The 17,898-nt window shown below is 67.2% G+C and carries 22 protein-coding genes; 4 read left to right on the plus strand and 18 right to left on the minus strand.

Annotation, left to right across the window (positions count from 1 at the left end):
* The first annotated feature begins 90 nt into the window (after nucleotides 1–90).
* Complete coding sequence (locus tag ACIA5H_RS04760; protein WP_397073943.1) at nucleotides 91–2,799, plus strand: hypothetical protein; 2,709 nt, start codon at nucleotides 91–93, stop codon at nucleotides 2,797–2,799.
* A 129-nt stretch (nucleotides 2,800–2,928) separates the two neighbouring features.
* Here ACIA5H_RS04760 and ACIA5H_RS04765 read toward each other — a convergent pair whose 3' ends face one another.
* Nucleotides 2,929–3,570: a TetR/AcrR family transcriptional regulator gene (locus tag ACIA5H_RS04765; RefSeq protein WP_379251942.1), complete on the minus strand. Its 642-nt coding sequence runs from the start codon at nucleotides 3,568–3,570 to the stop codon at nucleotides 2,929–2,931.
* A 105-nt stretch (nucleotides 3,571–3,675) separates the two neighbouring features.
* Between ACIA5H_RS04765 and ACIA5H_RS04770 the strand changes: the two genes are divergently transcribed.
* On the plus strand, nucleotides 3,676–4,785 hold the full coding sequence (locus ACIA5H_RS04770) for an FAD-dependent oxidoreductase (RefSeq protein ID WP_397073946.1): 1,110 nt from the start codon (nucleotides 3,676–3,678) through the stop codon (nucleotides 4,783–4,785).
* A gap of 207 nt (nucleotides 4,786–4,992) precedes the next feature.
* Here the strand turns inward: ACIA5H_RS04770 and ACIA5H_RS04775 are convergent, their stop codons facing one another.
* Nucleotides 4,993–5,157, minus strand: a complete 165-nt coding sequence (locus ACIA5H_RS04775; protein ID WP_379251940.1) for a hypothetical protein — start codon at nucleotides 5,155–5,157, stop codon at nucleotides 4,993–4,995.
* Nucleotides 5,158–5,299: 142 nt separating this feature from the next.
* Between ACIA5H_RS04775 and ACIA5H_RS04780 the strand changes: the two genes are divergently transcribed.
* On the plus strand, nucleotides 5,300–6,487 hold the full coding sequence (locus tag ACIA5H_RS04780) for a helix-turn-helix domain-containing protein (RefSeq protein ID WP_379251939.1): 1,188 nt from the start codon (nucleotides 5,300–5,302) through the stop codon (nucleotides 6,485–6,487).
* A gap of 387 nt (nucleotides 6,488–6,874) precedes the next feature.
* On the opposite strand, the gene ACIA5H_RS04785 is transcribed toward ACIA5H_RS04780, so the two are convergent.
* From ACIA5H_RS04785 to ACIA5H_RS04805, 5 genes are all read right to left on the minus strand, one after another.
* Nucleotides 6,875–9,025, minus strand: a complete 2,151-nt coding sequence (locus tag ACIA5H_RS04785; RefSeq protein ID WP_379251938.1) for an MMPL family transporter — start codon at nucleotides 9,023–9,025, stop codon at nucleotides 6,875–6,877.
* A 42-nt stretch (nucleotides 9,026–9,067) separates the two neighbouring features.
* Complete coding sequence (locus ACIA5H_RS04790) at nucleotides 9,068–9,547, minus strand: EXLDI protein (RefSeq protein WP_397073950.1); 480 nt, start codon at nucleotides 9,545–9,547, stop codon at nucleotides 9,068–9,070.
* Between the two features lie 200 nt (nucleotides 9,548–9,747).
* Nucleotides 9,748–10,206 carry an NUDIX domain-containing protein gene (locus ACIA5H_RS04795; RefSeq protein WP_379252174.1) on the minus strand — a complete coding sequence of 153 codons (459 nt, stop codon included), beginning with the start codon at nucleotides 10,204–10,206 and terminating at the stop codon, nucleotides 9,748–9,750.
* A gap of 80 nt (nucleotides 10,207–10,286) precedes the next feature.
* A complete protein-coding gene (locus tag ACIA5H_RS04800) occupies nucleotides 10,287–10,733 on the minus strand; it encodes a type II toxin-antitoxin system VapC family toxin (protein ID WP_397073953.1) in 447 nt (148 codons plus the stop codon).
* Nucleotides 10,730–10,954, minus strand: coding sequence for a CopG family transcriptional regulator (locus ACIA5H_RS04805; RefSeq protein WP_051046219.1), 225 nt, complete (start codon nucleotides 10,952–10,954; stop codon nucleotides 10,730–10,732). Before ACIA5H_RS04805 ends, ACIA5H_RS04800 begins: the two co-directional genes overlap by 4 nt.
* A gap of 79 nt (nucleotides 10,955–11,033) precedes the next feature.
* Here ACIA5H_RS04805 and ACIA5H_RS04810 point away from each other — a divergent pair, with 79 nt between their 5' ends.
* Nucleotides 11,034–11,942: an NAD-dependent epimerase/dehydratase family protein gene (locus ACIA5H_RS04810; RefSeq protein WP_397073955.1), complete on the plus strand. Its 909-nt coding sequence runs from the start codon at nucleotides 11,034–11,036 to the stop codon at nucleotides 11,940–11,942.
* Here the strand turns inward: ACIA5H_RS04810 and ACIA5H_RS04815 are convergent.
* The 11 genes from ACIA5H_RS04815 to rplC all read right to left on the minus strand — a co-directional run bounded on the left by ACIA5H_RS04815 (nucleotide 11,932) and on the right by rplC (nucleotide 17,893).
* Nucleotides 11,932–12,744 (minus strand): phosphatase, encoded by an 813-nt coding sequence (locus ACIA5H_RS04815; protein ID WP_397073957.1) that lies wholly within the window; start codon nucleotides 12,742–12,744, stop codon nucleotides 11,932–11,934. The two genes, ACIA5H_RS04810 and ACIA5H_RS04815, sit on opposite strands and share 11 nt — an antisense overlap.
* Before the next feature lie 219 nt (nucleotides 12,745–12,963).
* Nucleotides 12,964–13,236, minus strand: coding sequence for a 30S ribosomal protein S17 (rpsQ, locus tag ACIA5H_RS04820; RefSeq protein ID WP_355076029.1), 273 nt, complete (start codon nucleotides 13,234–13,236; stop codon nucleotides 12,964–12,966).
* Nucleotides 13,233–13,472, minus strand: a complete 240-nt coding sequence (rpmC, locus tag ACIA5H_RS04825; protein ID WP_040864843.1) for a 50S ribosomal protein L29 — start codon at nucleotides 13,470–13,472, stop codon at nucleotides 13,233–13,235. Before rpmC ends, rpsQ begins: the two co-directional genes overlap by 4 nt.
* On the minus strand, nucleotides 13,472–13,888 hold the full coding sequence (gene rplP, locus ACIA5H_RS04830) for a 50S ribosomal protein L16 (RefSeq protein ID WP_063021258.1): 417 nt from the start codon (nucleotides 13,886–13,888) through the stop codon (nucleotides 13,472–13,474). The genes rpmC and rplP overlap by 1 nt, the downstream gene beginning before the upstream one ends.
* Before the next feature lie 3 nt (nucleotides 13,889–13,891).
* Nucleotides 13,892–14,686, minus strand: a complete 795-nt coding sequence (gene rpsC, locus ACIA5H_RS04835; RefSeq protein ID WP_379251934.1) for a 30S ribosomal protein S3 — start codon at nucleotides 14,684–14,686, stop codon at nucleotides 13,892–13,894.
* Nucleotides 14,687–15,091 carry a 50S ribosomal protein L22 gene (gene rplV, locus ACIA5H_RS04840; protein ID WP_039795443.1) on the minus strand — a complete coding sequence of 135 codons (405 nt, stop codon included), beginning with the start codon at nucleotides 15,089–15,091 and terminating at the stop codon, nucleotides 14,687–14,689.
* Entirely contained in the window at nucleotides 15,088–15,369 is a 282-nt protein-coding gene (rpsS, locus tag ACIA5H_RS04845) for a 30S ribosomal protein S19 (protein ID WP_014981659.1), read from the minus strand. Before rpsS ends, rplV begins: the two co-directional genes overlap by 4 nt.
* A 15-nt stretch (nucleotides 15,370–15,384) precedes the next feature.
* Nucleotides 15,385–16,221: a 50S ribosomal protein L2 gene (rplB, locus tag ACIA5H_RS04850; RefSeq protein WP_039795441.1), complete on the minus strand. Its 837-nt coding sequence runs from the start codon at nucleotides 16,219–16,221 to the stop codon at nucleotides 15,385–15,387.
* 33 nt (nucleotides 16,222–16,254) lie between these two features.
* Nucleotides 16,255–16,560 carry a 50S ribosomal protein L23 gene (gene rplW / locus ACIA5H_RS04855; RefSeq protein ID WP_011207266.1) on the minus strand — a complete coding sequence of 102 codons (306 nt, stop codon included), beginning with the start codon at nucleotides 16,558–16,560 and terminating at the stop codon, nucleotides 16,255–16,257.
* On the minus strand, nucleotides 16,557–17,231 hold the full coding sequence (gene rplD, locus ACIA5H_RS04860; RefSeq protein ID WP_039795438.1) for a 50S ribosomal protein L4: 675 nt from the start codon (nucleotides 17,229–17,231) through the stop codon (nucleotides 16,557–16,559). Before rplD ends, rplW begins: the two co-directional genes overlap by 4 nt.
* The gene (rplC, locus tag ACIA5H_RS04865) at nucleotides 17,228–17,893 is read right to left on the minus strand and encodes a 50S ribosomal protein L3 (protein ID WP_355076024.1); all 666 of its coding nucleotides are present in this window, start codon (nucleotides 17,891–17,893) and stop codon (nucleotides 17,228–17,230) included. The genes rplD and rplC overlap by 4 nt, the downstream gene beginning before the upstream one ends.
* Nucleotides 17,894–17,898 lie beyond the last annotated feature (5 nt).

Here is a 17,898-nt window from a genome sequence, read left to right on the forward strand (position 1 = left end):
GGTCGGTTTAATCTCACTCCGATCACACATATGTTCGAGCGATCATGTCACCACCACTCGACATGAGACCTGCTCTTGGGAAGGCTCGCGATGCCCGACGAATCCTCGAACGATAGTTCCGAGATTGCCGCGCTGGCACAGCAAGTCGAGACCGCGCGCGGCAAACTGCCCCTGCAGCTCGATCCGGCGCTGCTGGAGGTGCTGTCCGAACGCGAGATCGCCGCGGAGCGCGAGCTGGCGGAATGGATTCGCGCGCGCCGCCGCGAGCAGCGGCGACAGGCCATCGAGGCGGAACTGGCCACCGAACGGCGCGACCGGAAGTCGTCCGCGGCGTTGCGCCGCTCGGAGGAGGCCGACGCCCGCTGGCATCGGCGCGCGCTGGCGGCGCGGCGTCGGGCGTCGAGCCAGGACGCGCGCCTGGCGCAGCTCTACCGGCGGGCGGAGTGGTCGTCGCGCGCCTTGATCGCCGTCGTCGTGCTCGGCATGGTGTGGGCCGGTGTCAACGTGCAGCACAATCTGGTGCCCAGCGGCGACATGGCCGATCCGTTGTACTGGTTGAGCTACGGCATCGAGGCGATGATCTCGATCCCGATCATCACCATCATGGTGGCGGCGACGACCGCGGCGCGATGGGGCCGGGAGCTGGCGCGCGGCAAGGTGATCTTCTTCGAGGCGGCGCTACTCGGCACGACCGTCGCGCTGAACACGGGACCGCATCTCGCCGCGGGCGACCTCGGCCGCGCCGCCGAATACGCGATCGCTCCGGTGATGGTCGGCGTCGTCATCTGGTTGCACGCCTGGGTTTCCGCGCGGTACGCGGTGCTGATCGACGGCGCGCCGGTGATCGATCCCGACCCGCGAACGATCCGTCTCGATGCGCGACTCACCCCGGGCATGCAGGGGGAAGCGAGTAGTCACCCCTCGCTCGACGCAGCGGCGAACAGCGGCCGATTTCCCTGGGAAACCTATGCTGGCGTGACCGATTACCGCGAGGCGCACCACGACGCGAATCACGGAGCGCAGACCGGTCATCGGGGCGGTGCCGACCTCCATCACGCCGGGAGTGAAGCCTCGACCCACCACGCTGTCCCGACCGAAATGACGGGCGCTCGTCCCGCAGAACGCCCCGACGAGTTCGACTCGGCCGCACCGACCATGCCTGTCCCGGCACGCGTCGATCCCGCAAAGTCGGCGACCAATGGTCACGCGGGCGGATCGCGGATCAACGGCCACCCCATCACTGTCGACCGCGTCGCGTCCACCGCGGCGACCCCTGGCAACGGCGAAGTGCGCGAGGGCTTCAGCACTTCGGGCCTCGCCGATACTCGCACGGTCAACGGTCACGCGGTCGATACGCCGATCAACGGCCACCCCGTCGACGGTGCCCCACTCGCGGGTGCGAATCCTGTGCACAGCGAAGTGGGCGAGAACTTCACTACCTCGGGTTCCGCCGCCGAGCGCCCGGCCAACGGCCACGCGGTCGATACCGGCATGAACGGTGTCGCATTCCCGCACACGACGAACGGCCACCCCGTCGAACCCACCGTCAATGGCCACACCCGCGGCGACCTGTCCGTGAACGGCCACGTCCTGCCGATCGACGGCAAGGCCAGCCGGACACCTATCAACGGGAACGCGCACCCGCGCATCAACGGACATACCTTGCGCCCGGCCACCAACGGTCACACGGTGCCGACCCCCGCCGAGGGCACCGAGCGGCACCCGCGAGTCAATGGAAAGCCCTTCCACCCTGGCACCGACGATGACACCACCGAGTTCCCGGCGACCGGAGACGTTCGAGTCAACGGGCACGACACTGTTCCAACCGCCAATGGTCACGCCGCCGGGACGCCCACAGGCATCAACGCGCACGCGCTTCCGGTCGACCGGCACACCGCCCCCGCCAGTGAAGACCACACGGACACCGTCGCTCCCCATGGAAGCCCGGTTCCGTCTGCCACCAACAGCCGCGAGTTGACGACTTCCCCGACGCATCCGGATTCATCTGCCGCCCAGCATGTCTCGCAGGTCCAGTCGGACGGACGTTCGACCCGGTCGGCCGATCCCGAACCAGCGCAGCCTTCACCGGCCGACTTCGAGCACGGAACGCCGAGCCGAGTGCGAACGCATGCGTCCGATATCGGTGAACCGCGCCCAGAACCCGCGCAACCTGCACAACAGATTTCGCTGGACGGACTCGAGTTCGACGAACGTCCCTCCACTCAGACGAACAGCGCGACGCCGCCACTTCCGCCCGCCGGTCGAGGCGAACGCTCGGCCGATCGCGTGCATCGAGGAGACGACGCCGCCCGGCGTCCCGGCTCCACCGAACCGATGCACACCCAGTCCCCCGCAATCGCCGACACCGCCGCACAGGTGCACCCCAACGCCACCGCCCCGCGCGCGGCGAAACGCGGAAAGTCGATGTCCGCAGAGCAGAACGACCACTCCGCCGACGCGGAGAGCGAACAACTGGCCCTCGAGGAAACCCCCGAGCTTTCGCCCCTCCCCATCGCACCGATGCCGATCCTCGAGGACGACGACGAGGACGACGAATTCCCCACCGAGCCGGAGGAAGCCGACACCGACGACGACGAAATCTCCGCGATCGCACGAGCCATCACCGACCGCCACCTGTCCGACCTCCCGATCGAGGAGGTCAGAGAGATCCTGACCCTCGCCGATCAGGGCGGCTCGACCCCTGCCATCGCGAACGAACTCGGCGTCCCCCGCTCCGCGGTCACCCGCGTCCTGGACTCCGCCATCAAAGTCCACCGCCCCTACGCGACCATCGGCTGAGCACCGCCGCTCCGAGCGGCTAACGATGGCGCAAAAGCTGGGAAGGCAGGCGCGCCACCATCGAGACGCGGACAGGTCGGCGTGATCGGCCAACGGGTGCAGCGATGAAATCGGCCCGGGCGTCCTCGGTCAACTCGAGATGCGGGCTTCGATGCCGTCGAGCAGGAAGTCGAGGCCCATGCGGAAGGTTTGGTCGGCGTCGAGGTGGGCGGCGTCGCGTACGACCGTCTCCAGCGCGGGGAATCGGCCGGTCGCGAAGGCTCGCTCCAGATAAGGGCCGAAGGCGATCTGCCACTGGTGCTCGTCCATCCCGGTGGCCCGCTCGGCGCGCCGGTCGGCGATCTCCCGGCGCACCGCGCCGATCACGTACGCGTTGACCGCGGCGACCACCGGCATGGCCATGTCCACGTCGACGCCGCCCAGTGCCGCCAGCACGGCCTCCCCTCTGGCCATCGCGTGCGGCCCGAGCTGCGGCCGCCCACCGAGCAGGTCGGCGAACCATTCGTGCTGGTGAGCTGCTTGCCGGGTGGTTGCGGCAAGGGAGCTCAGCACCTCCCGCCAACCGTCTCCGGCCGGCTGGATCTCGGCGTAGACCGCGTCGACCATCAAGTCGAGCAATTCGTCCTTGGTGGCGATGTAGCCGTACAGCCGCATCGGCCCGACGTCCAGCGCGGCGGCGACCTTGCGCAGCGACACCGCCGCCAAGCCGTCCGCGTCGGCGAGCCGGATCGCCGCTCGCACGATCCGCTCCCGGCTCAACGGGGCCGGCACCGGTCGATTCGGTGGCTCCGGTCGCTCCCACACCAACATGCCGCTGACACTACATCGCATGGTTCGATACAGTGTATTGGAAAATACGGTGTATCGGAGGCAATCATGACCATCACCATCGTCGGAGCCGGACTCGGCGGCCTGGCCCTTGCCCGGGTGCTGCACGTGCACGGCATCGAGGCCGTCGTGTACGAACGCGAAGCCTCCCGCGAGGCTCGCGGCCAGGGCGGCATGCTCGACATCCACTCCGGCCAGCGGGCGCTGCGCGAGGCCGGACTGATCGACCGGTTCCACTCGATCGCCCGTGGTGAAGGCCAAGACATGCGACTGCTCGAGCCGGACGGCACCCTGCTGCTCCAGGAGGACACCCCCGACGACGCCCCGCTCGATCGACCCGAGGTCGACCGCGCCGATCTGCGCAACCTGCTGCTGGATTCCCTTCCCGAAGACGTGGTGCGCTGGGGGCACGCGTTCGAATCCGCCGACAACGGCCTACTCCACTTCGCCGACGGCAGCACTGCGACGTATGACCTGCTCGTCGGCGCGGACGGCGCGCAGTCCCGGGTCCGCGCACTCCTCACCGACGCCCGCCCGGCGCATATCGGCCAGAACGTCGTCGAGCTCGGCATTCCCGACATCGACCGCACCCATCCCGACCTCGCGGCGATGGTCGGCCGCGGCAACTACTGGGTGCTCGGCAACGGACTATCCCTGGCGGCACAGCGCAACGGCGACGGCCGCGTTCGCATCGGCCTCAGCTTCTACAACACCGGCGAGGACTGGTTCACTACCAGCGGGATCCCGTTCGACGACCCGGCCGCCGCCCGGGCGCGGCTGATCGAGCTGCTCCCCGGCTGGGACGCGCGATTCACCGCGCTGATCGCGGCCTGCGACGACACCGTCGTACCGCGGTCGATCACCAGTCTCCCGATCGGCCTGACCTGGCCGTCGAGGCCGGACGTCACGCTGCTCGGCGACGCCGCGCACCTGATGCCGCCGGTGGGCGAGGGCGCCAACATGGCGCTGCTCGACGGCGCCGTGCTCGGCCTCGCACTGGCCGCGCGCCCGGACGACTTCCCCTCCGCCGTGGAAGAATACGAACGCGAGATGTTCGAACGCACCAGCGCCGCCGCCCGGATGTCCGCACGGATACAGGAACTCCTGACATCGCCGGACGCCAGCCGGAGAATGCTCGAGTTCTTCCAACCGGGCTGAAGGTATCCGAATACGGCGCTCATGGTTTCCGCCATTCGTCCGGCGCGCGGCGCACGCCGCGCTCGCTTAGATAGCGCTCAGCGGACGCTCTACGCGGGCATGGCGGTTCACAGTTCTGGTGGATCTTCATCAGGCCGCGCGCGTGTTTCTCGTCCGCGGGCAGGTTGCCGTCCTCACAGTAGTCCTGCACCCAGGAACGCCGAGTCGTCATCGCCGCTCGTCCTCCAGCCGCGCGAAGATCTCTCGTGCCGGTACGGATTCGTCCGGTTCGTCGCCGAGCTCGAGTAGCCAGGGCAGCACCCAGAACACGAGAATCAGCAGTCCGCCGACAGCGGCTACGACGATCAGGACAGTTGCGAGCTCTGCGGTCATTCGGTGACCTTTCGGCACGTCGTGGGTGGTTGGTTGGCACGCGGCGCCGGGGATTCAGGACTCGACCCGACGCCGGGGCCTGCAGATACTTTGTCCTCGATGAACTCATGCGAAGCGGCACATCGTGTGTCACCGTGGAGGCATGGACGATGCCGGGATCGGGGAACGCACCGCCCGGGCGCGCAAGCTCACCCGGCTCACACAGCAACAGCTCGCGCAGAAGGCGAACGTGTCGTTGTCGCTGTTGCGCAAGGTCGAGCGAGGCGCCCGCCCAGCCTCGCCCGCGTTCATCGCGGCCGTGGCCGGGGCACTCGGGGTCGACATCGAGGATCTGACCGGGCAGCCCTACATCCCGGCGCGCGACGATGCCGGAACGCACGCCACGATCCGCGAGTTGCGCCGAAAAATTCTGGCGTTCAATGACGAACCACTGAATGCGCCGACCACCCTGGAAGAGCTGACCACGGCGCTGCATCGGGTACAGGAGAGCAGACGGCGTGGCCGGTACGGCGACCACACCGCCGAACTGCCGGACGTAGTCCATGGTTTGCATGCGCTCGCCGCCGACGAGGCATCCGGGCGGCGTTTGGAGAGGATCTATTCGACGCTCGCCTACGCATATAACAGTGCGTCATCGATCGCCTACCGGTACGGCTACCTCGACCTCGCCGGACTGGCCGCCGAACGATGCGTGTGGGCCGCCGAACGCAGTGGTGACCCCGCGTGGCCGATCGCGGCGGAATACCATCGCGCGCTGATCCTGCTGTACTCCGGCGCGTATGCCGGTGGACTGCGGATCATCGAGCGCGCACACGCAGCCAGTGAGCAACTACCTGCGACGCCGGAAGTACTTGCGGTGCGGGGCGCGCTACACCTGCGGGCGTCGATACTTTCCGCCCGTGCGCTCGACGCCGACACCGCCGACACTCATCTTCGAGAAGCGCGCCGGATCGGCGAGACGATCAGCTCCGACCGATACCAGGAGTATGGGACCGGGTTCCATCTGCCGAACGTCGCTATTCACTCCGTCGCCGTCCCGGTCGAGTTGTCCGATGGCACAACCGCTGTCGCACGCGCCGAGCAGATTCGGCTACCGGCATCGGTGACGCCATCCCGCGCTGGACATCACTGGATCGACGTGTCCCGCGCCTGGTTGCTTCACGGCGACAAGCAGCGTGCCCTCGCCGGCCTCGACCAGGCGCGCCGGATCGCACCGGCGCTGACACGTAACCACCCCCAAGTCCACGAGACCGTCCGCGTGCTCGCCAATACCCGGCGCGGAACCGACTCCCTGGCCCGGTTCGCGAAGTGGGCCAACGTCAAGATTTGAGTCTCGTAGGAAACCACAGCCACGGCCGACCACGCGACGTAGTGCGGTTGGTCAGCGGCTGAGGCGCGGCGGCGGCCGAGCAGGAACGTGAGGTGCGGCGTTCAGAGAGAGCTGGACGAGAAGGGCGTCTGTCGGAGGTGGCGAGACTCCTGCGGCTGGGGCGGCGGCATCACCCGTGAGCGGCGGCTATATGGCCGCCTTGGCATGAGTATCGAGCGTGGCGGCACCGGACAAGGTCTGGACCGCACGCACGGAGTTTCCCGCGCCCGGTGACCGTCCGGTCACGACGTGCGTTCTTCGTGCGGAAAAGGCTGTGCGCCCGATGAATCGGGCGCACAGCTCTATTCCGGTTCACTCATCCGCGGTGTCCGCGAGTTCCGGTCCCGCTCAGCTCTCGCCGACCGAAGTCCCGACGACCTCGCGAGACTCCGGTCCAGAGCCCTCGGGCTTCTCGTCCCCGTGCCCCGGCCACCACGCCTTGTGCCCGATGAGCGCCGTGAGCGCGGGCGTGAAGAACATCGCCATGACGAAGGCGGCGATCGCGATACCCACCGAGATGGCGAAGCCCATCTGTGCGAGAACGTTGTTGCCCGCCAGCATCATCGATGCGAAGGTGCCCGCCAGGATCACCCCGGCCGCCGCGATGGTGGGGCCGGTGTGCCGCACGGCCAGCGCCGCGGCCCGTTTCGGTTCGTTGCCCTCGCGCGCTTCTTCCCGCAACCGGGCGACCATGAGGATGTTGTAGTCGGTGCCCAGCGCGACCACGAACAGGTACATGATCACCGGCAGCGTGAAGATCAGACCGGTCTCGCCCCGGAAGTGCTGGAACACCAGCACCGCGGCACCGAGCGTGGCGGCGAAGCCGAGGAACACCGAGGCCATCAGGTACCACGGCGCGACCAGGCTACGCAGCAGCAACCCCAGCACGATCATGATCAGGATCGCCGCCACCGGGAACACGATCGCGTAGTCACGCGCCATCGCTTCCTGGAAGTCGACGAAGACCGAGGTCAGACCACCGACGGCGGCGGTGGCACCGGCGGGCGCCGCGGAATGCGCGACATCGCGCAACGGTCCCTTGACGGTGTCCAGCGCGGCGTCCGACTCGGGCGCGGCAGAGAGCGTCACCGCGAAGTCGGCGATCGACTTGTCCGCGGACAACTTCGGCTCCCCCACCTGTCCCACTCCCGGCACCGCGGCCAGCGCGGCGCGGTAGGCGGCGAGTTGATCGACCGCCAATTCACCACCGCCGGACTGCAACAGGACGTCCGAAGGCTGGGTCGTCCCCGCGGGCAGGCCCTTGACCAATTCCTTGCTGTAGACAACGGATTCGGAGGCCTCCGAAGTTTGCCCCGAGCTGAGGTCGAATGTGGGGTGGAAACCCAAGGCGAAGATCCCGAGCACGACCAGCAAACCGCCGGAGACCGCGGCGAACACAGCGGGCCGCCGGCCGAGCGCATTGCCGATCGCGGTGAATCGCGCGCCCTTCGGTTCGATGCGCCACGCCTTGGACGGCCAGAACACCTTGGTGCCCAGCAGCGAGACCACCGCAGGCACCAGCGTCAGCCCCGCCGCCAGCGCGACCGCCACCGCGATCGCCAGCGCCGGGCCCATGGCGCGGAACATGCCGAGCGTGGACAGCACCAGTGCCATGAACGCGATGATCACCGCGCCCGCCGCGGACGTGATCGCCTCACCCACCCGGGTGACGGCGTTGACCATGGCGGTCTTCGAATCCTCGCCCGCGCGCAGCCGCTCGCGGTAGCGGAACATCAGGAACAGGATGTAGTCGGTGCCGACACCGAACAGCACCACCACCAGAATGGCATTGATCGATGCGTCGATCTGCAAGTCGAAGGCCTTGGCCACCACGGCGATCAGCCCACTCACCATGCTGGAGATCGCGCCGATCACGACGATCGGCAGCAACGCGATCACCGGGCTGCGGAAGATGACCAGCAACAGCACCAGGATCAGCACGACGGTGGCGATACCGACGATGGCCAGCCCCTTGTCGCCCGATTCCCGCTGGTCCAGCACCTGCGCCGCCTGGCCGGTGATGCCCGCCTTCAGCTCGGTGTTCGCGACGCGCGCGGTCAGCTCCTTGCGCAGCGCCTTGACCGCGTCGCCTTGGGTGGTGTCGTTCGGATTCGTCACCTTCGTCATCTGCACCGCGATGATCTGGACCAGGCGGTTCTCCGACGGCGGCGTCGGTTGCATCCCGATGACGTCCTTGACCTGCGCGTCGCGCAGCTCATTGCCGATCGAGACGACCGAAGCGGCGTCCGCACCGGTCAACGGCGTGCCGTCCTTCCGGGCGAACACGATGATCGCCGCGGGAGCGGAGCTGTCCGGGAAAGCCTTCTGCTGCAACTCCAACGCCTGGATGGACTCGTAATGCGAGGGCAGGAAAGCTGATTGGTCTGTAGTGGATTTCAGTTCCGGCGCCGCGGCCACCACCGCGATGGCGAGCAGCACCCACAGGCCGATCACCTTCCACGGATTGTGGACGACCACGGCCCCCAGTCGTGCGAACATCTGCGAATAGATCCTTTCCGGATGTGGAAAAGCGGCGGTATCTCAGATCTGCAGGTCCTGCGAGTTCGGGTGCTCGGCCACGTCGACGACAGTCCGGTAGATGTGCTCCGGAATCCGGCCCCGCAACTCGGCGGGCGAGTCCACGATCTCCACCGTGTAGTCACCCCATTCGCGCTCGCCACTGCCGGGCCGCAGCAGCTCGCGCCAGTTCTTCCATTCGGTCCAGTCGATCGCGACGGACATTTCGCGCCAGTCCGATTCCCGGCGGTGCACCACGAATTTGCCTTTCCGGCTCACGTAGACCCGCACGACGTTCATCCCGACCTTGCCGTATTCGCGGGATTCGCCGAGCAGTCTGCCGAAGAACCGCTGCTGACGCCCGCCACCCGGACCCACGCGCAACACGATTTGGCGCAGGTCGTCCACGTCGCCCGGCTCGGCTGATTCCTTGACGATGGTGACGCCGCGGGCCTGCTCCTCGACAGTGTCCACGCCGCTCAGGTTGTTCGGATCAGTGGTCATGATTTCCCCGTTTCATAGATCAGTGCGCATGTAGGCATGCGTCTACCGTCGACCGGCCCACCCCGAATCCGCCTCTACCGGTGCGGATTCGATGTTCCCAGAAAGTCCGGGCCGTCGTCTCACTATAAGTAGATGTATACGTATAGCGCAAGACCCCGCACGACCGCCGGTCCGACCTGCCGCTGCGAGCCTTCGCTCAGCTAATCGACCTGCCCGACCGGATATCCGTGTTCGAGATACCGGGGACAGCCGTCGATGTATGCCAGGTGTGCTTGCCGCAGACGTCGAGCCAGACGCGGCAACACGTAGTCATGAACGCCGGCGACCGAGACCCACCGCCAGGCATCGAGTTCCGACTCCTGCAATCGGAGGACCCGCTCATCGTCGCCGAGTGCACCGCAGTCGAATATGTACAGGACCTTGTCGCCCTCACCAGGGCTCGGCGCCCAGTCGTGCACCAGCAGCCGATGAACGGAACGGCCGATCCCGAGCTCCTCCAAGAGTTCCCGCCGACAAGCCGCAGCGGGCGCCTCCCCCGGCTCCACATACCCACCCGGTAGATCCCACCCATTGCCATACGTCTTGTGCACGAGCAACACGTCATCGCCGCGCACGAACAACGCTCCCGCGGCCAACCGAGCTCGCCCGACCTCCACCACCCTACTCAACCACGGCAGTCCTCGATCACGGTTCATTCCGAGCCTGCGCCCGGTCCACCTTGCCGTGCCAGCTGGGGCATCTAGGTATCGGAACGCCAATCGTCCGGCAAGACGCGGAAAGCGGAGTAACGGCCGACGGGCCGCAAGGTTCGAAAATCGCGGCGGTCGAGCGTGAGGATCGCGTCGGTATCGAATTCGTCTGCCAGAGCTACGCATACAGCGCCCACCAGGTCCAGATTCAGATTGCCGTACTTTCCACGGATGTCGACCGCGGCGTGCAGCTGTGCCGCATCGACGCCTGAGATGACGATCCGCGTCGACGCCACCCGGTCGGCGATCAGAGCGAGGATGCCGTCGGCCGCCTCGCGTCCGGCTCGGGCGCTCGCCACATGATGCACCTCGGTCAGCGCCAGCGGACTGACAACGATGGCGCTCGCCGAATCGGCAGCTCGGCGCACCGCAAAGTGCTCAGGGTCCGAGCGATTGAAGAGCGCGAGGATTCCTGAGGTATCTGCGATTACGATCATGCCGGCCGGTTCATCGCATTACGGATGTCATCCTTACCAATGGGCCCACCTAGATCGAAAGTCTCGTCATCACTGAGCAGTGGCGACTCCCACCTGCGATGTCGCATGAGGTAAGCCCGGACAGCATCACGAGTGATCTCGTGTTTCGAGCGCCCCTCGGCATCCGCTTGCGCATTCAGCGCCGCCTCTTCGTCCTCCGGCAACCGCATGGTCCAAGCCATACACTCATGGTATCAGATCTGATACCAATAGGCTCTTTGTTTATTCCGCCTTCTCAGGCAACAGCAGTGACAAAATCGCATGGTGCGCGTTCTCGTCACCGGAGCGAACGGCTATCTGGGCCAGGCGGTCGTAAGACTGCTGGCTGGAGCCGGGCACGAGCCGATCGCGATGGTTCGCGACTGCGGTTCGCCTCTGCGGGTGCCGACTCGGGTCGCCGACCTGCTGGATGAGGACGGGCTTCGGAAAGCTGTGGACGGCGTGGAGGCGGTGTGCCATCTCGGTGGGCTTACTCGGGCGCGCGAGTCGGCGGCCGATCCGCTGCGGTACTTCCGCGTCAATACCGGCGGGACCGTCGCGTTGCTGGACGCCATGGCCGCCGCCGGAATATCGCGGCTCGTCTTCGCTTCGACCGGCTCGATATACGGAACTCCCGCACGACAGCCGATGACAGAGCGTCTACCCGACGCGCCCCCGCACCCGTACGCGGCGAGCAAGCTGGCCGCCGAGTGGGCGATCAGCGCGCAGGCGGGCACCGGTCGCTTGTCCGCTACCGTGCTGCGCTTGATGAACGTGGCCGGCGGCGCGGATCCCGATCCGACGCGCTTGATTCCCCGAGCATTCGCCGCCGCGAGGAAGGGCTCGGCTCTGGAAGTCAACGGCGACGGCAGCGCTGTCCGCGACTATCTGCATATCGACGACGCCGCAGCGGCTTTCGTCGCGTGTATCGAGAACATACCGCCGAAAGGCGAATTCAGGCGCTTTCTCATCGGCAGCGGCCGCGGCAGCAGCATTCTCGACGTCGTGGCCGCGGTCGAGCGGCGGACCGGACGTCGAATTCAGCTGATCCATCGACCACCGGCGCCAGAACCGGCCGCCCTGATCAGCGACCCAGCCAAGGCTATGGCCGAATTACCTTGGCGCCCAGCGCAGTCGGATCTGGAAACCATCGTGTGCGACACACGGCACCGGGGTGTCCTCAGCCGGTGAGTCCGGCCTGGCCGAGCAGATAAGCGGTCAGCGGACCGTAGTAGTCGGGATGGACTCCGTCATCGAGAGGCACCGTGACCGCGATCTTCCCCTCCGCTTGCCCGGCGAACAGTGCGGGGTCGTTGCTGTCGGCGAATCCCACGGTCTCGATGCCCGCCTCCCCTGCCGCACCGGCCCAGCCGTGGTCGGCGACGACCAGGTCGGGCCATTGGCCGGTTTCGGCCTCGCGCAACTCCCGCAGGGCCGCCCGCATCGGATGCGGGTCATGAGTGTGTCGCAGCGTGCCGTCGGTGCCCAGCGCGGCAACTCCCGAGGTGTAGAGGATCTCGCGATGCTGCGGGCCCCATGGCGTGGTGACCCGATAGGACCACCCGGCAGCTGGCACGAGCACCACGCATCCTGCCGCGCGTAACGCGTCCTCGACAGCGCGATACACGCCCATGAGTGTGTCCGGATGCCCGGTCGCCAGGATCACCGTCTCGCGACGACGAGCGGCGAGCCCGATCCGCGCTCCCATCGCGTCGAGCGCGTCGAGCGTCAGGTCGACGTCGATGGTGTCCGGACCCCGCACATGCCGCGGGTCGGGGCTGACCCCGCACAGACGCGCCATCATCTCCAGCGTCTCGGCGAAGGTCCAATCCTTCAGCGTCAGCCCGAACTGATACCCAGGATCCTTCGACACCATCTTGCGATAGTTCGCGAGATTCCCCTCCCGAGGCGTCGCGACATCACCCGCTATCCGCGTTTTCAGCAGATGTTCCCGCAGCAGCGCTCGATCATAGGTCTGTTCGGATCGACTCACATTCCCCACCGCTCATCCTCCGCATCGGCCGTCGGCGCCACCTATCGCAGTTCCGGTCAGGCCAGGAGTCCGCCGGTTTGCTCGATCGCCACCCGCAACACGACAGTACCCACGCAGGGTGGACGGCAAGAGAATTCCTCGGACGCGACCGGATACGGCGAAGGCCCGCCTCCGAGAACGGGAAGCGGGCCTTCGGGTTTCACGCCGTGCCGGAGAGGCTTACTTGGCCTTCTCCAGGACCTCGACCAGACGCCAGCGCTTGGTGGCCGACAGCGGACGGGTCTCCATCAGCTGAACGCGGTCGCCGATGCCCGCGACCTCGTTCTCGTCGTGCGCCTTCACCTTCGAGGTGGTGCGAATGATCTTGCCGTAGAGCGGGTGCCGGTTGCGGTCTTCCAGCTCGACGACGATCGTCTTGTTCATCTTGTCCGAGACAACGTAGCCGACCCGCACCTTACGGGTGCCGCGCTGCCCTTCTGCTTTGTCGCTCATGCGGCATCTCCCTTGCCAGCGGGTCCGGTGGCCAGACCGAGCTCGCGCTCACGCATGACCGTGTAGATGCGCGCGATCTCGTGACGGACGACGCGCAGACGACGGTTGTTGTCCAGCTGACCCGTCGCCATCTGGAAGCGCAGGTTGAACAGCTCTTCCTTGGAGTCGCGCAGCTTGGCCACCAACTCCTCTTCGGTGAGCTCGCGGAGCTCTGCGGCCGGTGTTCCGGTAGCCATCAGAACTGCTCCTCCCTGGTCACGATCCTGCACTTCATCGGGAGCTTGTGCATCGCGCGGCGCAGGGCCTCACGAGCGGTCTCCTCGTTCGGGTAGCTCATCTCGAACATCACGCGACCGGGCTTGACGTTCGCGACCCACCACTCCGGCGAACCCTTACCGGAACCCATGCGGGTCTCGGCGGGCTTCTTGGTCAGCGGGCGATCCGGGTAGATGTTGATCCAGATCTTGCCGCCACGGCGGATATGGCGAGTCATCGCGATACGCGCCGACTCGATCTGCCGGTTGGTGACGTACGCCGGCTCCAGCGCCTGGATGCCGAAATCGCCGAACGCCACCGAGGTGCCGCCCTTGGCCGTACCGGAACGGCCCGGGTGGTGCTGCTTGCGGTGCTTCACCTTGCGAGGCATCAGCATGCGTCAGCCCTCCTGTGTCTCTGCCGGGGCGTCGGCCACCGCGGTGGCGGCGCGCCCGGCCTCGGTGCTGGTCGCGGTGGTGCCGGTGGAACCGGACCGACGCGGGCGGCTCGGCCGCTCCCGGCGCGGACGCTCGGGCGCGGCGGCAGCGGCGGCCAGCTCACGCTTGCCACCGACGATGTCGCCCTTGTAGATCCAGACCTTCACGCCGATGCGACCGAAGGTGGTCCTGGCCTCGTAGAGGCCGTAGTCGACGTCGGCGCGCAGCGTGTGCAGCGGCACCCGACCCTCGCGGTAGAACTCCGAGCGCGACATTTCGGCGCCGCCGAGGCGGCCCGAGCACTGCACACGGATGCCCTTGACGTTCGGCGAACGCATGGCCGACTGGATGGCCTTGCGCATCGCGCGACGGAACGCCACACGGTTGGACAGCTGCTCGGCCACGGCCTGAGCGACCAGCTGCGCATCCGACTCGGGGTTCTTCACCTCGAGGATGTTCAGCTGCACCTGCTTGCCGGTCAGCTTCTCCAGCTCGGCGCGGATGCGGTCGGCCTCGGCGCCGCGGCGGCCGATCACGATGCCCGGACGCGCGGTGTGGATGTCCACTCGCACGCGGTCACGGGTGCGCTCGATCTCGACCTTGGCGATGCCCGCCCGCTCCATGCCGGTGGCCAGCAGCTTGCGGATCGCGACGTCTTCCTTCACGTAGTCCGCGTACTGCTTGTCCGCGTACCAACGTGACTTCCAGTCGGTGGTGATACCGAGGCGGAAGCCGTGGGGGTTGATCTTCTGTCCCATTTACTTTGCCCCTCCCTTCCGGCGGTTACGAGTGGCTCCACCGGCGGTGGGGATGCTCTCGACCTCGATGGTGATGTGGCTGGTGCGCTTGCGGATGCGGAACGCACGGCCCTGGGCACGCGGCTGGAACCGCTTCAGGGTGGCGCCCTCGTCGACGTAGGCGGTCGAGATCACCAGCGTGGCCGGGTTCAGGCCGAGGTTGTTCTCGGCGTTGGCCGCGGCGCTCGCGACGACCTTGGCGACCGGCTCGCTCGCGGCCTGGGGCGCGAACTTCAGCAGGGCGAGGGCGTCCTCGACGCGCTTGCCGCGGACCAGGTCCACGACACGGCGTGCCTTCATCGGGGTCACGCGAACGTGCTTGGCGGTCGCGCGCGCGGTCGGGTTCTGAGTCTCAGTCGTCGTCATCGCCGCTTGCTCTTCCGGTCTTCCTTGACGTGGCTCTTGAACGTCCTGGTCGGCGCGAACTCACCGAGCTTGTGCCCGACCATGTTGTCCGAGATGAACACCGGCACGTGCTTGCGGCCGTCGTGCACCGCGAACGTGTGACCGATGAAATCGGGGATGATGGTCGAACGACGCGACCAGGTCTTGATGACCTGCTTGGTGCCCTTCTCGTTCTGCACGTCCACCTTCGCGAGGAGGTGGTCGTCGACGAACGGGCCTTTCTTGAGGCTGCGTGGCATTTCTTACCTCCTCCTTCAGCGCTTCTTGCCGGTCTTGCGACGGCGGACGATGAGCTTGTCGCTCGGACGGTTGGGCTTGCGGGTGCGGCCTTCCGGCTGACCCCAGGGCGAGACCGGGTGGCGACCACCGGAGGTCTTGCCCTCACCACCACCATGCGGGTGGTCGACCGGGTTCATGACGACACCACGGACCGTGGGGCGGCGGCCCTTCCAGCGCATGCGGCCGGCCTTGCCCCAGTTGATGTTCGACTGCTCGGCGTTGCCGACCTCGCCGACGGTGGCGCGGCAGCGCACGTCGACGCGACGGATCTCACCGGAGGGCATACGCAGCGTGGCGTAGGGGCCTTCCTTACCCAGCAGCTGGATGCTCATGCCCGCCGAGCGGGCCAGCTTGGCGCCGCCGCCCGGACGCAGCTCCACGGCGTGGATCGTGGTACCGGTCGGGATGTTGCGCAGCGGCAGGTTGTTGCCCGGCTTGATGTCGGCCGTCGGGCCGGACTCGATGCGGGTGCCCTGCGTCACGCCCTTGGGGGCGATGATGTAGCGCTTCTCGCCGTCCACGAAGTGCAGCAGCGCGATGTTCGCGGTGCGGTTCGGGTCGTACTCGATGTGCGCGACCTTGGCCGGGATCCCGTCCTTGTCCAGACGACGGAAGTCGATCAGACGGTAGGCGCGCTTGTGCCCGCCACCGCGGTGCCGGGTGGTGATCCGGCCGTGGGCGTTGCGGCCGCCGGACTTGGTCAGCGGGCGCAGCAGCGACTTCTCCGGGGTCGACCGGGTGATCTCGGCGAAGTCCGAGACGCTGGAGCCGCGGCGGCCCGGCGTAGTCGGCTTGTACTTACGGATTGCCATGAGTTCTTCTCTGCTTTCTGGATTCCCGGGCGCTTACGCGACCGGGCCTCCGAAGATCTCGATGGGCTTGCTGTCGGCCGAGATGGTCACGAGCGCGCGCTTGGTGTTCTTGCGCTTGCCGTAACCGAAGCGGGTCCGCTTGCGCTTGCCCTGACGGTTGGCGGTGTTGACGCTGGTCACCTTCACACCGAAGACCTTCTCCACGGCGATCTTGATCTGCGTCTTGTTCGAGTCCGGGTGCACCAGGAAGGTGTAGGTGCCTTCCTCGATCAGTCCGTAGGACTTCTCGGAGATGACCGGCGCCAGCAGAATGTCGCGGGGGTCGGCGATGGTGGTCACTTGCTCTCCTCCTGTGCAGCCTCGGCCGGGCCGTGCACGAACGCGTTGAGCGCCTCGACGCTGAACACCACGTCGTCGCTGTTGAGCACGTCGTAGGTGTTGAGCTGGTCCGGGGCGATCGGGTGCACGTTCTGCAGGTTCGCCACGCTCTTCCACGCGGCGACGTCCTCGCGGCCGACCACGACCAGGAGCTTCTTGCGGTCCGACAGCTCGGCCAGGAAGCTCTTGGCGGTCTTGGTGGACGGGGTCTGGCCCGCCACCAGTTCGGTGATCACGTGGATGCGCTCGTTGCGCGCCCGGTCGGACAGGGCGCCACGCAGGGCGGCGACCTTCATCTTCTTGGGCAGGCGCTGGGTGTAGTCGCGCGGCTGCGGGCCGTGCACGGTGCCACCGCCGGTGAACTGCGGCGCGCGGGTCGAACCCTGGCGGGCGCGACCGGTGCCCTTCTGCCGGTACGGCTTCTTGCCGCCGCCGGAGACCTGGCCACGGGTCTTGGTCGCGTGCGTGCCCTGGCGGGCCGCGGCCTGCTGGGCCACGACGACCTGGTGCATCAGCGCGATGTTGGCGGTCACGTCGAAGATCTCCGCGGGGAGGTCGACGGTGCCGTTGGTCTTGCCGCCGATCTCCTTGACCGGCAACGTCAGGTTGGCCTTCTTCTCGAGGCTCGTCATGCGTGCGCACCACCCTTCACGGCGCTCTTGACGATCACGACGCCGCCCTTGCGACCCGGGATCGCTCCCTTGATCAGCAGCAGGCCGTTCTCGGCGTCGACCTTGTGCACCGACAGGTTCTGCGTGGTGACGCGGTCGTTACCCATCCGGCCCGACATGCGCATGCCCTTGAACACGCGGCCGGGGGTGGCGCAGCCACCGATCGAGCCCGGACGGCGGTGCACGGCCTGCGCACCGTGCGAGGCGCCCTGGCCACGGAAGCCGTGGCGCTTCATGGTGCCCGCGAAGCCCTTGCCCTTGCTGGTGCCGGTGACGTCGACGTAGCTGCCCTCTTCGAACACCTCGGCGCTGATCTCCTGGCCGACCTCGAAGGTGGAGGCGTCCGCGACGCGGATCTCGGCGACGTGGCGGCGCGGCGTGACACCGGCCTTGGTGAACTGGCCGGAGACCGGCTTGGTCACCTTGCGCGGATCGATGGCGCCGAAGGCGACCTGGACGGCGCTGTAGCCGTCGCGCTCCACGGTGCGAATCTGGGTGACGACGTTCGGCCCGGCCTTGATGACGGTCACGGGAACGACGCGGTTGTTGTCGTCGAAGACCTGGGTCATACCGAGCTTGGTGCCCAGGATGCCGGCGGCCGGCCTGTTCTTGTTGTCAGTCATGTCTC

Source organism: Nocardia sp. NPDC051900, from assembly GCF_044452545.1.
In the GTDB taxonomy this organism is placed as follows: domain Bacteria; phylum Actinomycetota; class Actinomycetes; order Mycobacteriales; family Mycobacteriaceae; genus Nocardia; species Nocardia sichangensis.